At 47.1% G+C, this 14,279-nt stretch carries 21 protein-coding genes; 2 read left to right on the plus strand and 19 right to left on the minus strand.

Going from position 1 to position 14,279, the window contains the following annotated elements:
- Positions 1-126: 126 nt before the first annotated feature.
- Both C7R93_RS24470 and C7R93_RS24475 read right to left on the minus strand, forming a co-directional pair.
- Positions 127-360, minus strand: coding sequence for a hypothetical protein (locus C7R93_RS24470; RefSeq protein WP_012684012.1), 234 nt, complete (start codon positions 358-360; stop codon positions 127-129).
- A 114-nt stretch (positions 361-474) separates the two neighbouring features.
- Complete coding sequence (locus C7R93_RS24475) at positions 475-1,128, minus strand: stage II sporulation protein M (RefSeq protein WP_106841266.1); 654 nt, start codon at positions 1,126-1,128, stop codon at positions 475-477.
- A gap of 125 nt (positions 1,129-1,253) precedes the next feature.
- Here C7R93_RS24475 and pdaB point away from each other — a divergent pair, with 125 nt between their 5' ends.
- The gene (gene pdaB / locus C7R93_RS24480; RefSeq protein WP_106841267.1) at positions 1,254-2,024 is read left to right on the plus strand and encodes a polysaccharide deacetylase family sporulation protein PdaB; all 771 of its coding nucleotides are present in this window, start codon (positions 1,254-1,256) and stop codon (positions 2,022-2,024) included.
- Between the two features lie 24 nt (positions 2,025-2,048).
- Here pdaB and C7R93_RS24485 read toward each other — a convergent pair whose 3' ends face one another.
- On the minus strand, positions 2,049-2,636 hold the full coding sequence (locus tag C7R93_RS24485) for a KinB-signaling pathway activation protein (RefSeq protein ID WP_106841268.1): 588 nt from the start codon (positions 2,634-2,636) through the stop codon (positions 2,049-2,051).
- 125 nt (positions 2,637-2,761) lie between these two features.
- Between C7R93_RS24485 and gerD the strand changes: the two genes are divergently transcribed.
- Entirely contained in the window at positions 2,762-3,400 is a 639-nt protein-coding gene (gene gerD, locus C7R93_RS24490) for a spore germination lipoprotein GerD (RefSeq protein WP_106841269.1), read from the plus strand.
- Between the two features lie 52 nt (positions 3,401-3,452).
- On the opposite strand, the gene C7R93_RS24495 is transcribed toward gerD, so the two are convergent.
- The 16 genes from C7R93_RS24495 to C7R93_RS24570 form a co-directional block, all read right to left on the minus strand.
- On the minus strand, positions 3,453-4,565 hold the full coding sequence (locus C7R93_RS24495) for a P-loop NTPase (protein WP_106841270.1): 1,113 nt from the start codon (positions 4,563-4,565) through the stop codon (positions 3,453-3,455).
- 111 nt (positions 4,566-4,676) lie between these two features.
- Positions 4,677-5,393: an N-acetylmuramoyl-L-alanine amidase CwlD gene (gene cwlD, locus C7R93_RS24500; RefSeq protein WP_279629460.1), complete on the minus strand. Its 717-nt coding sequence runs from the start codon at positions 5,391-5,393 to the stop codon at positions 4,677-4,679.
- Between the two features lie 125 nt (positions 5,394-5,518).
- The gene (rpsI, locus tag C7R93_RS24505) at positions 5,519-5,911 is read right to left on the minus strand and encodes a 30S ribosomal protein S9 (RefSeq protein ID WP_005828788.1); all 393 of its coding nucleotides are present in this window, start codon (positions 5,909-5,911) and stop codon (positions 5,519-5,521) included.
- Positions 5,912-5,931: 20 nt separating this feature from the next.
- Positions 5,932-6,369 carry a 50S ribosomal protein L13 gene (gene rplM, locus C7R93_RS24510; protein ID WP_007716295.1) on the minus strand — a complete coding sequence of 146 codons (438 nt, stop codon included), beginning with the start codon at positions 6,367-6,369 and terminating at the stop codon, positions 5,932-5,934.
- Between the two features lie 254 nt (positions 6,370-6,623).
- Positions 6,624-7,358 carry a tRNA pseudouridine(38-40) synthase TruA gene (gene truA, locus C7R93_RS24515; protein WP_106841272.1) on the minus strand — a complete coding sequence of 245 codons (735 nt, stop codon included), beginning with the start codon at positions 7,356-7,358 and terminating at the stop codon, positions 6,624-6,626.
- Positions 7,355-8,152 (minus strand): energy-coupling factor transporter transmembrane component T family protein, encoded by a 798-nt coding sequence (locus tag C7R93_RS24520; RefSeq protein WP_106841273.1) that lies wholly within the window; start codon positions 8,150-8,152, stop codon positions 7,355-7,357. Before C7R93_RS24520 ends, truA begins: the two co-directional genes overlap by 4 nt.
- 2 nt (positions 8,153-8,154) lie before the next feature.
- Positions 8,155-9,027 (minus strand): energy-coupling factor transporter ATPase, encoded by an 873-nt coding sequence (locus C7R93_RS24525; RefSeq protein WP_106841274.1) that lies wholly within the window; start codon positions 9,025-9,027, stop codon positions 8,155-8,157.
- Positions 9,003-9,854: an energy-coupling factor transporter ATPase gene (locus tag C7R93_RS24530; RefSeq protein WP_106841275.1), complete on the minus strand. Its 852-nt coding sequence runs from the start codon at positions 9,852-9,854 to the stop codon at positions 9,003-9,005. Before C7R93_RS24530 ends, C7R93_RS24525 begins: the two co-directional genes overlap by 25 nt.
- A 166-nt stretch (positions 9,855-10,020) precedes the next feature.
- On the minus strand, positions 10,021-10,380 hold the full coding sequence (gene rplQ / locus C7R93_RS24535; protein ID WP_106841276.1) for a 50S ribosomal protein L17: 360 nt from the start codon (positions 10,378-10,380) through the stop codon (positions 10,021-10,023).
- Positions 10,381-10,436: 56 nt separating this feature from the next.
- Positions 10,437-11,381 (minus strand): DNA-directed RNA polymerase subunit alpha, encoded by a 945-nt coding sequence (locus C7R93_RS24540; protein ID WP_017247057.1) that lies wholly within the window; start codon positions 11,379-11,381, stop codon positions 10,437-10,439.
- A gap of 156 nt (positions 11,382-11,537) precedes the next feature.
- Positions 11,538-11,939 (minus strand): 30S ribosomal protein S11, encoded by a 402-nt coding sequence (gene rpsK / locus C7R93_RS24545; RefSeq protein ID WP_106841277.1) that lies wholly within the window; start codon positions 11,937-11,939, stop codon positions 11,538-11,540.
- 16 nt (positions 11,940-11,955) lie between these two features.
- A complete protein-coding gene (gene rpsM / locus C7R93_RS24550; RefSeq protein WP_106841278.1) occupies positions 11,956-12,324 on the minus strand; it encodes a 30S ribosomal protein S13 in 369 nt (122 codons plus the stop codon).
- Positions 12,325-12,345: 21 nt separating this feature from the next.
- Entirely contained in the window at positions 12,346-12,459 is a 114-nt protein-coding gene (gene rpmJ, locus C7R93_RS24555; protein ID WP_003333770.1) for a 50S ribosomal protein L36, read from the minus strand.
- A 34-nt stretch (positions 12,460-12,493) separates the two neighbouring features.
- Positions 12,494-12,712, minus strand: coding sequence for a translation initiation factor IF-1 (gene infA / locus C7R93_RS24560; RefSeq protein ID WP_003333772.1), 219 nt, complete (start codon positions 12,710-12,712; stop codon positions 12,494-12,496).
- Between the two features lie 118 nt (positions 12,713-12,830).
- Positions 12,831-13,577 (minus strand): type I methionyl aminopeptidase, encoded by a 747-nt coding sequence (map, locus tag C7R93_RS24565; RefSeq protein ID WP_106841279.1) that lies wholly within the window; start codon positions 13,575-13,577, stop codon positions 12,831-12,833.
- 6 nt (positions 13,578-13,583) lie between these two features.
- Complete coding sequence (locus tag C7R93_RS24570) at positions 13,584-14,228, minus strand: adenylate kinase (RefSeq protein WP_106841309.1); 645 nt, start codon at positions 14,226-14,228, stop codon at positions 13,584-13,586.
- Positions 14,229-14,279 lie beyond the last annotated feature (51 nt).

Consider the following 14,279-nt stretch of genomic DNA (forward strand, 5'->3'; position numbering starts at 1 on the left):
TGTTCAGTTTTCAAAGAGCAATTTCCTGTCCTCAATGTTCATCGTTATTTGTGATGGCGTCTTAAGGACAAGAATTAATCTATCATGTTACCTATATTTGAGTCAATAGGTTTTTTGAAAAAGTTTTTAAGTATAGTGTTCCTCCCCGAGTTTTCTGCGTCTGACATACTTGGATAACTCATTAGGAGAGGCGATTCTTGCATACATACGAAACATAATGGAGTATCTCTCCTCCATGGCCCGCTTCACTAGATGATCAATTCGTTTATCGCTAAAATCAAGGAGCATCTCTTCCAGCTCACGTTTTAACAAGTATTCTAGTTCCTGCACTTCTTTCGTATTGAACAAAAACCCTAGCAACGATATCGCCCTCCGCCTTACGAGTCTCTCCTTTATCCTTTCCATCAAAATTCAGCCCTATTCAAAATAAAAAGCCCCCGTTTAGGAAGGCTTCAATTTGTTCGCAAATCTGAATTATTTCAGTAAGTTCAATTGCTGCAGTTGTGGGCCCACTGTTTCCTTGATAATGGTTGGCGTAATCGTGCTCTCCACAATGGCAGCGACGAATAACAAAACGACCACAGTAAGAACCGCTATTGGAAATTGCTTGAGTGTATCGTACCAGTCATTTTTCAATCGTGCCAGCTTGTGCGGTTGGACCAGAACTCCCACAGACCGTAAACTCAGTACTCCTAAACGAATACCAATTCCCGCTGCAAACAGGATAGCTGGAAGCTCAAATATTCCATGCGGTAAAATACCTGCACTAAAAATAAGCCATGGGCTTACTCCCGCCGCACTGTATTTGAAAAGGATAAATCCAAGCAGCACTCCATTTGTGAGCAATCCAATTATAGGAAAGAATGCAAACAATATTCCCAGCGCCATCATCATCAATGCACTAAAGACATTATTGGAAAAAATCATCCAGAATACCGCTAAAGGCCCGCCGCCATTATCTTTTATCCGTTCAGCAATTTCCTTTAATTGGCCCATCATTTTATCGACCATATCTTCGACAAGCGGTGCTTGAAAATAACCAATCAAGGCGCCACCCAAAAATAATAAGCATGCGGCGAAGAAAAATTTTCGGTTATCAAGCCATAAATGCCGCAATCGATTGCCCATGCACCACACCCCTTTACTGCCTCTTATTTCACTATATGCATTGTACCTCAACAATAGCCAACAGGCCAAAGAATATCCTTGTCTTCCCTGCATAAACTGTTATCGGACAAAGGAGGTGCTTATCCATGAAATTCATTTACGTGATCAGCGCGAAACGATTAAAGCAAATCTTAATTATCGTCGCGGCCATCGTACTCACAGCTGGAATTGGTTATGCGGAACGCGATTCCATTGCTGCCTTTGCTGAAGGTGCCAGCGCGCAAGCCCCCCAAGCTATTTATAAGGTCGACACCAAAGAAAAGAAAATCGCCCTGACCTTTGATATTAGCTGGGGTGAGACACGAGCATTACCCATCTTGGATGTGTTGAAAGAAAAAAAGGTTAACAAAGCTACCTTTTTCCTCTCCTCCCCTTGGAGCCAACGACATCCGGACGTCTTGAAACGAATCAAAGAAGATGGCTTAGAAATTGGTTCACACGGTCACAAGCACGATAACTACACCAAATACTCCGATGAAGAGATTCGCTCCCAAATGGCCAAAGCCGACTCCATTCTTACCGAAATGACTGGCAAAAAACCAGCGCTCATTCGGATGCCAAATGGTGATTTTGACAAACGAGTGCTGGAAATCGCAAATCGCATGGGTTATACAGTCATCCAATGGGATACGGACTCAAAAGATTGGACCAACCCGGGAACAGATCTGATCATCAATAATGTATTGTCGAAAGCTCATCCAGGAGACATCATCCTGATGCATGCGAGCGATTCTGCGAAAGATACACATCTTGCCCTCCCTGTGATCATTGATCAACTTCGCAAGAATGGATATGAATTCGTTACGGTATCTGAACTCATTTCGGGTACCAGTGTAGACAGCAAAGAAATTCACTAAAACAAAAAGCTGACCTTCATTGGGTCAGCTTTCTCTTTTTACCAGGCGATGCAATTGCATGACTTGCCAGACGTTACAAAACAATAGTGGAACGAGCATGGACAGTGTTGCACGCACATTATCTTCCTTCAAAGCTGGAATCCATTCCAGTGCCGTGACAACAAACATAAAGAACGTCGTCGGTATCCATGCAGATTTATTGGTCAGACTCACTTTTCCATATGCGGTAACAAGCGCAACAATCAATAATAGCGTTGGCTCAATAAGGTACGGGCCAAATCCTTTTCCTTCACCGAAGGATGTATAGCGAAGATAAATCATATCGAAAAAGACAAACAAAATAAGAAATACTTGGACGCTTTTCCACATGGAAGCCGTTTTAAATATCGTTTTGGCGAAATAATTAATTGTCATATACGCAAAAAAGCCCATCTGCGCCACAATACTAATGGTCATTCCGTACAATAAATACATGAACAAGCCAACAAAAAAGTTACCTGTACCGCCTTCTAACAGCTTGTCCAAATCAAAAACAAGGGCAACCAGGATTCCACCTAATCCCCCAAGCAAGAGCGTGGTAATAAAAAGCCAGCCATACTTACGCAAACTCACCAAGTATTCCCTCCCATCCACATCGAATATGATTGTACCAATGGATACAAGAAAATACTAGCGTAAGAACAAAACAAAATGCACACGTTACTTGTAGGCAGAGTAAAGAAGGAGGTGTCCACCCCATGAGAAAGAAGACAATGTCTTTTTGGTTAACCGCTCTTGTCTGTCTGGTGCTCACCAGTTGCGGGGGTGGCGGACAAGCGCAAAGTTCGTCTCAGCCTGATTATAAAAGCGTCAAAGACATGGTGCTGGACATATTGCAGACGGACGAAGCGAAGCAATCTGTAGGTAAAATGATGAAGGATGACAAGTTCAAACAAAGCCTGCTGCTGGACGAGTCGACAGTGCGGACAACTTTGATTCAAAGCATGACGAATCCTAATAGCACGCACATCAAAGAAGCGTTTAAGGACCCCAAGTTCGCAAGCGCCATGGCTAAATCCATGAAAAACGAGCAAAAAACGCTAATGAAGGACCTGATGAAGGACCCTGAATACCAGAAAGAGCTCATAAGCGTAATGAAAGACCCTGAGTTTGAGAAAAATTTGATGGACCTGATGAAAAGCTCTGCTTATCGTCAACAAACCATGCAAGTGATGAAGGATTCCTTGCAGAGCCCATTATTCCAGGCTGAACTCATGAAGATCATGACCAAAGTATCCGAGGACATGACAAAACCCAAGGAACTGAAGTCGAAGAAAAAAGGAAAGGGAAAAGAAGGTGGCGAAGGAGGTTCCGGCGGCGGCAATCCTTCTTCCTAAAATACAAAGGTGAGCTCTATTGCAGAGCCCACCTTTTTCATCTTCTCGGATATTATTGTTTGACAGCTTCCCCGCATTTTTCTATGACACGTTTGGCCATATCGATGTACAACTGACCAATTTCCGTCTTTTCTCCATAGATGGATGGGGAATAATCAGGTTCAGATGGATGATTTTCCGGTTGGCCCAGCGGAATTTGAGCGAGCAGCTCACATGTCAATGTCTCGGCAAGCTTAGCTCCTCCACCACGTCCGAATACGTACTCTTTCGAACCATCCTTTGCTTCGTACCACGCCATATTTTCCACAATACCGAGGATTTCATGACCGGTCCGTTTTGCCATAGCGCCTGCACGGGCTGCTACAAACGCTGCAGTAGCATGAGGAGTCGTTACCACAATCTCCATGCTTTGCGGAATCATGGTATGCACGTCGAGGGCCATATCTCCCGTTCCTGGTGGCAAGTCCAACAAGAGGTAATCCAATTCTTCACCCCAGTGCACTTCCGTGAAAAAGTTACGCAGCATTTTACCCAACATAGGGCCACGCCAAATGATCGGAGAGTTATCCTCCACAAAAAAGCCCATGGACATAACCTTTACGTTTTGCTTTTCAACAGGCAGAATGGTTTCACCAATCACAGTTGGACGTTGTTCAATATTCATCATATCGGGCACACTAAAGCCGTAAATGTCTGCGTCGATAATACCCACTTTTTTTCCTAAACGCGCGAGGGCAACAGCCAGGTTCACTGTCACTGTCGATTTTCCGACGCCACCTTTTCCGGAAGTGACCGCGATAAAGGTCGTATTCGAATCCTTCGCCAAGATCGGGTTCAAGAGGGGAGCTTGTCCCGGTGTCATGTTATGTGTTTGCCCACCTTGGTTATTGCGAAGCTGGGCAGACAGAGCCGCGCGTTCCTCATCTGTCATCGAACCGAATTGCAGGCGTACCTCTTCGGCTCCCAGCGCTTTTACAGCTGAGATGACATCGTCCTCGATCTTGGCTTTGAGCGGACAGCCCGAAATCGTCAGAACGACCGTGAGACTTACTGTCTTGCCTTCAATTTGGATATCCCGAATCATGTTGAGCTCGACCAAGCTACGATTAATTTCAGGGTCTTTTACATCGCGTAATGCTTCGAGAACCTGTTCTCTGGTCAACATACTGGTTCACCTCATCTATGATCTTTAGAAACATTTTCATGCCAGTATAAAAAGAGCGTATGCGCGTTCATTATAGCATATTCGGGCGGTCGGGACACGACCACCGCCCTCTCAAGGTGTAATTGGCACTTTTTCTCCCGAATACTGACGCAATATCCCCTGATATATGGCATTCGCCATAGCCTTTTGGTATTCAACGCTCTGAAGTCGCTTTGCCTCCTCCGTATTGCTGACAAAGCCTACTTCGACCAAAACGGCCGGGCAGTTAACCTCCCGAATCAAGAACACATTGTTCGTCTTACTCGGAACCCGATCTGTATGACCGATTACTCGTTTGATTTCATCTTGTATCAGATACGAAACTTCTTCACTCTTTTTGAAGGTGGGAGAGTAAAATGTCTGCGCTCCCGACCATTTCGGAGAAGGGATGGAATTGACATGGATGCTAACCAAAAAATCTGGTGTACTATCATTGACCAGCTTCACCCGGTTTCTAATATCCTCCGATTTTCGTTTACGTGCCTGATCTGCATCCGGACTAGCTAAATCCTTGTCTTCTTCCCTGGTCATGACGACAAAAGCTCCAGACTGCTGAAGGAAATCCCTCAAATACATGCTAATGGCCAACGTCACTTCTTTTTCAACCACATCCCCGGCTTTGGAAACAGCACCCCCATCTTTTCCCCCATGCCCTGGGTCAATGGCTATGACCGTTCCCGTCAGCGGTAGCGACCATGCCTGCCAGGAAGAGCGATCCGGTGATTCGTAGGTGAACAACAGCATGAGTACTGCAAAAGCCAATATCCAGCCTACTCCTTTTCGTGTCACAGTGTATCGTCCCCTTTGTCCCATTCTCGTTCCATCATATGGACAAACATGGACAAATATACCCGTTTATGAAAAGGAAAAACCCCCTGCCTGCGAACAGACAAGGGGTTTGTATCGAACAGCAATTAGCGCTTGGAGAATTGAGGTGCGCGACGAGCTGCTTTCAAGCCGTATTTCTTACGCTCTTTCATACGAGGATCGCGAGTCAGGAAGCCAGCGCGTTTCAGAGCGCCGCGCAGTTCCGGATCTGCTTTCAGCAGAGCGCGAGCAACGCCGTGACGGATTGCACCAGCTTGACCAGTGGTTCCGCCGCCGTTTACGTTAACCAATACATCGTAACGACCAAGAGTTTCAGTCAGAACGAGTGGTTGTTTTACGATCAATTTCAGTGTTTCCAAACCAAAGTAAGTATCCATTTCACGCTTGTTGATCACGATGCGACCTTCACCTGGAACCAGGCGAACGCGTGCTACGGAGTGCTTACGACGACCTGTACCGTAGTATTGTACTTGTGCCACGTATATTTCCTCCCTTTACCTTAACCGCGAATTTGCCAAACTTCTGGTTTTTGTGCTGCGTGTGGATGCTCAGTTCCAGCGTATACTTTCAGCTTGGTGAACATTTGACGTCCCAGGCTGTTTTTAGGCAGCATGCCTTTTACCGCCAGTTCGAACATACGATCTGGTCTCTTGTTCAGCATTGCGCCAGCAGTGGTCTTTTTCAAACCACCTGGATACAGGGAGTGAGTGTAGTAAATTTTGTCATTCAGTTTGTTACCAGTCAATTTCACTTTGTCAGCGTTGAGTACGATTACGAAATCGCCAGCGTCAACGTGAGGAGTGAATTCTGGTTTCAATTTTCCGCGCAGGATAGAAGCTACTTCGCTCGCCAGACGACCCAGCGTTTGGCCTTCAGCGTCAACGATGTACCATTTGCGCTCAACTTCGAGCGGTTTCGCCATATATGTGGTACGCATTTTTGTCCCTCCTAAATATCTTACCTAACACATATCCATCTACTTATAACCAAAACAACCGAAACTTGCAATGGAAGATAATTGCTGTTACGGGTGAGCAACTCTTCCAGGTGTTCCATGTAATCACGATCTTGTCTTTCAATCCCGGGGCTAGAGTGGGGCTAGGCGGGGTTAAAATACCAAGGAATATCGTACTACATAGACGCCTTATAGTCAAGTGCTGCTCGTTCGTCTAATAGTTGGAAATTAGAAAACTAGTAGACAACTTCCCACATGGTCAGACCCTTGGCTGGTGCTGTCTTACCTGCCTTTTCCCGATCACATGCGGCGAGGATCTCCCTCAGTTCAGCAGGTTTTCTTTTTCCTTGCCCTACTTCAACCAAAGTCCCCACAATAATTCGAACCATGTTGTACAAAAAACCGTTGCCTCGACATGTCACCCATACCTCGTCTCCGCTTTTTTCCACGGTGAGCCCGTACACAGTCCGAACCTTGTCCTCGACGTATGTCTTTGCCGAGCAAAAGGAAGTAAAATCATGTTCACCCACCAAATAATGAGCAGCCTGCTGCATCGCGTCCACATCTAACGGAAACCGGACATGATCGGCGTAACGATGTCGAAATACATCTGCCACCGGATTGTTGTCGATGCAATATCGATATTCTTTTACTTGCACGTCAAAACGCGCATGAAAAGAGGCATCGACCTCTTCGACTGTCCGAATGACAATAGAATCAGGTAACTGATTGTTCAACACAAACCGCCACTTATCCATCGGAATGTTGCTCGACGTGTCAAAATGAATCACTTGACCACGCGCATGAACACCCGCATCTGTCCGGCCTGAACCGAAGACTTGGATATCCTCTCCGGTAACCCTCTTCAATGCAGCCTCAATTTCACCCTGGACCGTTACTTGATCTGGCTGTACCTGAAAACCGCTGAAGTCAGTCCCATCATATGCCAATACACATCGCAGTCGCTTCATGTACGCCACCATCCAATCACGATTACCAAGATCACACTCGCAACAGCTACAACTACATCACGCCAGGTAAACGTCAGCTTATTCAGCCGCGTTCTTCCCACTCCCCCGCGATAGCCACGTGCTTCCATCGCCAAAGCCAGCTCTTCTGCACGCCGAAACGCACTGACGAACAATGGGATGGCGATCGGAATCAGGTTCTTGGCTCTGCGCACGAGACTTCCACTGGTGAAATTGGCCCCTCTGGCGGTCTGCGCCTTGATGATTTTATCCGTTTCTTCCATCAGGGTCGGAATGAACCGGAGTGCAATTGACATCATCAGGGCTATATCATGAACCGGTATCCCGATCTTCCCTAGTGGTCCTAGTAAACGCTCCAAACCTTCCGTCAAATCGATTGGAGAGGTTGTCAGTGTTAGCAAGGAACTAATGAGAATCAAAAGTCCCAAGCGCAAAGAAATGAAGATCGCTTGGCGAACCCCCTGTTCTTCTACTGTAAACCATCCCCACTGAAAGTAGACCGTTCCGCCTTTCGTGATGAAGATATGCAAGACGACGGTAAATAAAATCAGGATCCAGACTGGCTTTAAGCTGTTTAATATATAGGACAATGAAAGCCTAGAAAGAAGTGCAGCATACAAGGTAAAACCAATGAGTATGGCGTACGTAATCGTATTGTTAGCCAGAAAAATCAGGGTAGCAAAAAGAATGATGAAGAGAAGCTTGCTTCGCGGATCTGCACGATGTAAAAAAGATTGCCCTGGTACGTATTGACCAATTGCGATATTCTGCAGCATGCCTAGCCCTCCTTTGGTACGGACAGTCGTTCCAGCAGATGGGCAATCAGCTCTTCCTCCCGATAAAGGGAGCTCGGCAGACTAGCCTTGTCCGGCAGCATTTGATTCATATGCGATACGAGAGCAACCGTTTCCGGTACATCCAAAGACAGCTCTCGGAGCCGATCCACTTGCATGAATACTTCCTCCGGCTTGCCCTGCAAAGCTACTTGACCTTGCGCCATCACAAGCAAATAGTCTGCATAGCGGGCTGCCTCTTCCATGCTGTGCGTTACCAATAGTGTCGTGAGGTTTTGTTCCCGATGAATCCGGTAGATCCCTTCCAGAATCGTTACTCGTCCCGCAGGATCAAGACCCGCAGTTGGTTCATCCAATACCAGAACCTTCGGCTGCATGGCAAGAACACCAGCCAAAGCAACACGTCGCATTTGCCCGCCACTCAAATGAAACGGCGAGCGATCCTTGATCGTGGCATAATCCAGGCCGACAATTTCAAGGGACTCCTTTACGCGCACTTCCGCCATTTCCGTTGGCAAGTCAAAGTTGAGCGGTCCAAAAGCAACATCCTTGGCAACCGTTTCTTCAAACAACTGATGTTCAGGATATTGAAAGACGAGCCCAATATCGCGCCTTTGAGAATGGGATAATCGCCGCTTTGGAGTAATGACCGCATCACCCAGGGTAATCTGCCCTGTACTAGGCATCAGCAACCCGTTCAAGTGCTGAATAAGCGTTGACTTACCCGAGCCCGTGTGGCCAATAATTCCGACAAACGAACCGGATGGAATCGTCAGCGAAATATTGTGTAAGGCAACTCGTTCGAACGGTGTTCCCTTTGCGTAGATGTGGCTTACTTGGTCAAAAGTAATTTGCATACGTGCTCCACCAGCTCCTCTTGATGCAGGACAAACGGTAAATCAATCCCTTTGGAATGAAGTGCGTGTCGCAGTCGAACGGCAAATGGTACATCCAGTCCCACCTGTTTCAATCGATCTACCTCATTAAACACTTCACTCGGCTGACCCTCCATCAGGACTTCACCCGCATTCATGACGATGACCTTATCTGAATAGATGGCTTCTTCCGGAAAATGAGTAATGTTAATGATCGTGAGTCCCTCGTTACGGTTCAGTTGACGAGCCAGATTCAGCACTTCCATTCTCCCTTGTGGATCAAGCATGGCAGTCGCTTCATCCAAGATGATGACAGAAGGACGCATCGCCATAATCCCTGCGATTGCCACTCGCTGCTTTTGCCCACCAGACAGACGATGTGGTTGTGCCTGTAAATAAGACTCCATCCCTACGGAAACGAGCGCTTCATCAATACGATCTCGCATCTCTTTGGGGTCCACACCCATGTTTTCTAGGCCAAAGGCGACATCATCTTCCACTGTAGCCCCAACAATCTGATTGTCCGGGTTCTGAAAGACCATGCCAACATGTCGTCGAATCTCCCAAAGCATCTCACCATTTTTCGTATCCATTCCACTGATGAGTACAGTACCGTCCTCAGGGAGCAGCAACGCATTCATCAGCTTTGCCATCGTTGACTTACCGGAACCGTTGTGACCCAATATGGATACAAAGGAACCCTTTTGAATGGTAAGGTCAACATCTTGTAATACAGGGACCCGTTGGCCATCCTCACCATCGTAGGTATATGAAACATCTCGCAATGCCAGCAGGTTATCTTCATTCATGAGGCATTCACAACCTCCCCAGCCTTCACAGGGAACTGACTAGCAGGATTTCGATGAGAAAGGAAAAAAGGGTTGAATCAGAGTCCAGCCTATGACCAGATCTGCCCCCACCCTTTTCGCGGTAATCTACTCGACCAAAGTCTGAGTAAATGACCTGTTACATGTATTAAACGAATTCGATGTACGCCATTGGAGCAGCGTCGCCACGGCGAGGGCCGGTTTTCAGGATACGTGTGTATCCACCGTTGCGCTCTTTGAAGCGAGGAGCGATTTCATCGAACAGTTTTTGAACTGCATCGCGGCCTTCTGCATTCGCAACTTCTTTGCGAACGAAAGCAGCAACTTGACGGCGAGCATGCAGATCGCCACGTTTCGCGAGCGTGATGATTTTTTCAGCGATTGGGCGCAGTTCTTTCGCCTTCATCTCTGTAGTTTCGATACGCTCGTTGATGATCAGGTCTGTTACCAAGTCGCGGAACAGCGCTTTACGAGCTGAGCTACGACGACCCAATTTACGTTGTGCCATGTGGTTTACCTCCCTCTTAATCGAGAGAACAAAAGTTTGCTTCTTGGTTTGCTATTCTAATCGTCGCTGCGCAGGGACAGGCCCAGTTCAGCTAACTTTTCTTGAACTTCTTCAAGAGATTTGCGCCCCAGATTGCGTACCTTCATCATGTCCTCTTCGGTCTTCTGCGTCAGCTCTTGCACGGTATTAATACCGGCACGCTTCAAGCAGTTGTAGGAACGAACAGAAAGATCCAGCTCTTCGATAGTCATCTCCAAGACTTTCTCTTTCTTGTCCTCTTCCTTCTCTACCATGATTTCTGCGTCCTTCGCCTCGTCAGTCAGACCGACAAACAGGTTCAGGTGCTCCGTCATGATTTTAGCGCCGAGACTCACGGCTTCTTCCGGACTGATGCTACCGTTAGTCCAAACCTCAAGTGTCAACTTATCATAGTTGGTCATTTGCCCTACACGGGTATTTTCCACTTGATAGTTAACGCGCTTGATTGGCGTGTAGATGGAATCAATCGGAATCACACCAATAGGCAGATCCTCAGATTTGTTTCCGTCAGATTGAACATAACCACGACCACGTCCAGCTGTCATGCGGATATGCAGACGACCGCCATTGGCCAACGTTGCAATATGAAGATCAGGGTTTAAGACCTCCACATCACTGTCAGCACGGATATCTCCCGCTTTGACAACGCCTTCGCCTTCTGCATCGATCTCGATTACTTTTTCTTCATCGGAATGGATCTTCAGCGCCAAGCCTTTGATGTTCAGGATGATCTCGGTTACATCTTCAACGACGCCTTCAATCGTGGAGAATTCGTGAAGAACCCCATCGATTTGAACAGTACGAACTGCCGCGCCTGGCAAGGACGAAAGAAGAATTCGTCTCAGCGAGTTGCCAAGGGTAGTTCCGTATCCGCGCTCTAGAGGTTCTACAACAAACTTTCCATACGAGTTGTCGTCGCTAACTTCCACAACCTCGATTTTTGGTTTTTCTATTTCTATCATTAAACAAACCCTCCTTCAAAACGTCGAAATCCTGGGGTGGGCCGCATACGTGCCCACTCAGGAATTTCCCCGGCGGTTTACCGTTTGCGTGCATGACAAGCTATAAATCAGAATTTACCATTCTAGTATGGACATGTTCTGAACGATATAAACCAGTTACACGCGGCGACGTTTTGGTGGACGGCAACCGTTATGCGGAATTGGCGTCACGTCTTTAATCATGTTCACTTCAAGACCAGTAGCTTGCAGGGAACGGATCGCAGCTTCACGACCAGCACCTGGGCCTTTTACTGATACTTCAAGGGAACGCATACCGTGTTCCATAGCAACGCGTGCAGCCGATTCAGCAGCCATTTGCGCAGCAAATGGAGTGCTTTTACGGGAGCCTTTGAAGCCGAGGGAACCAGCACTGGACCAAGAGATCGCGTTACCGTGTGGATCCGTGATAGTGACGATCGTATTGTTGAAAGTAGAACGGATGTGTGCTACGCCGACTTCAACATTCTTACGGTCACGACGACGGGTACGAGTTGCTGTAGCTTGTTTTCTTTTCGCCATGTCAGATTACCCTCCTTTACTTCTTCTTGTTTGCTACTGTACGGCGTGGACCTTTACGCGTACGAGCATTTGTTTTAGAACGTTGACCGCGAACTGGAAGTCCACGACGATGACGGATGCCACGGAAGCAACCGATTTCCATCAGACGCTTGATGTTGAGGGAGATCTCACGACGGAGGTCACCTTCCACCTTCACAGTTTTATCGATGTACTCACGAAGTTTGTTCACTTCGTCTTCTGTCAGATCGCGAACACGAGTGTTCATGTCTACGCCAGCGGCGGACAGAATTTTTTGAGACGTGGGGCGGCCAATACCAAAAATGTAGGTAAGAGCAACTTCAACGCGTTTTTCGCGCGGCAAGTCTACGCCTGCAATACGTGCCATGTGTCAAAAGCACCTCCTTGTTTACCCTTGTTTTTGCTTATGCTTCGGATTTTCACAAATAACCATTACGTTACCTTTGCGACGGATAACCTTGCATTTCTCGCAGATCGGTTTAACCGAAGGTCTCACTTTCATGGTTCTTGCCTCCCTTTTCTAGGGGTTTTACTAACTATTTATAGCGGTACGTAATACGTCCGCGGGTTAAGTCGTACGGCGACAGTTCAACAGTTACTTTATCCCCCGGCAGGATACGGATAAAGTGCATGCGGATTTTTCCAGAGACGTGAGCGAGGACTTTATGTCCATTCTCTAATTCTACTCGAAACATAGCATTTGGCAAAGGTTCGATTACCGTACCTTCCACCTCAATTACATCATCTTTTGCCATGGTAAACTCTCCTTTCTTCTGCTCTTCAGTCGGACCATGAGTTTTGCGAAATGATCACACAACGAACTTATCGTCGACACGTTGGACGACAATCCCGAAGCATTCGGAACTACCGTTTTTATGTCCGTGTAAAAATCTCATAGCCATCTTCCGTAATCGCGATGGTGTGTTCAAAATGAGCACAAGTTTTCCGATCCACTGTTACTACCGTCCAATTGTCCTCCAATGTGCGGACATAACGTTCGCCGGCATTTACCATTGGCTCAATAGCCAACACCATGCCTGGTTTTAACCGCGGTCCTCGATCAGGAGGGCCGTAATTAGGAACCTGTGGATCTTCGTGCAAGTTTTGCCCGATCCCATGCCCCACATACTCGCGAACGAGTGTGAAGCCGGCAGCTTCTGCATGAACCTGAATTGCATGAGAGATATCAGATAAGCGTCCACCCGGAACAGCTTTTTCAAGCCCCTTGTACAACGACTCTTCCGTTACTCTGAGCAGATTCTGGTTTTCTGTTGAAATCTTACCGACCGGATACGTCCAAGCGGAGTCGCCATGGTAACCCTGAAACTGGGCACCAATGTCGATACTGATAATGTCTCCTTCTTGCAACGCCCGTTTACCTGGGATCCCGTGTACGAGTTCTTCATTGACTGAAGCACAGATACTTCCTGGAAAGCCACCATAGCCTTTAAACGATGGAATTGCTCCCATGCTTCGAATAAAGGTCTCGGCAATTTCGTCTAGCTGCTTCGTCGTGACACCAGGCTTGATCGCCTTGGCCAGTTCTTGATGGGTGAGTGCGACGATACGACCAGCTTCGCGCATAACCTCAAGTTCTGCTTTCGACTTTAGGATAATCATTCGCAATTACCCTCGCAACAAAGACTTAATTTCCGCAAACACTACCTGGATATCTTGTTCTCCATCGATATCTCGCAGAAGCTCCTGTGCGGAGTAGTAGTCGATAAGTGGCTGTGTTTGCGCGATATTCACGTCAAGACGTTGTGTTACCACTTCGATCTTGTCGTCTTCACGCTGATACAGCTTACCACCGTCTTTATCACATACGTCAGCCTCTTTTGGAGGATTGAACATCGTGTGATAGCTAGCACCACAAACAGGGCAGATCCAGCGACCGGTCAGACGTTCAATCAATTGCTCGCGTTGAACGTTGATGTTAATTACATGGTCAATTTCGCGTCCCAGCTCTTTTACGGTAGCTGTCAACGCTTCCGCCTGAGGAACTGTGCGCGGAAAACCATCTAAGAGGAATCCCTTTGCGCAGTCTTCCATCGAAAGGCGCTCCCGCACAATACCAATGACGACCTCGTCTGGGACGAGATGACCTTTATCCATGTAGGATTTAGCCTCTAGTCCGAGCGGCGTTTCATTTTTGACCGCAGCTCGGAACATGTCGCCAGTCGAAATGTGCGGAATGTCAAACTCTTTTACGATACGTTCTGCCTGTGTCCCTTTACCGGCTCCAGGCAGTCCCATCAGAATTATATTCAAGTCCATTCCCTCCGTCCCATCAAAAAGCAGAAGCTTTTCTGTAAACATCTA

Source organism: Brevibacillus fortis, assembly GCF_003013395.1.
Taxonomy (GTDB): Bacteria; Bacillota; Bacilli; order Brevibacillales; family Brevibacillaceae; genus Brevibacillus; species Brevibacillus fortis.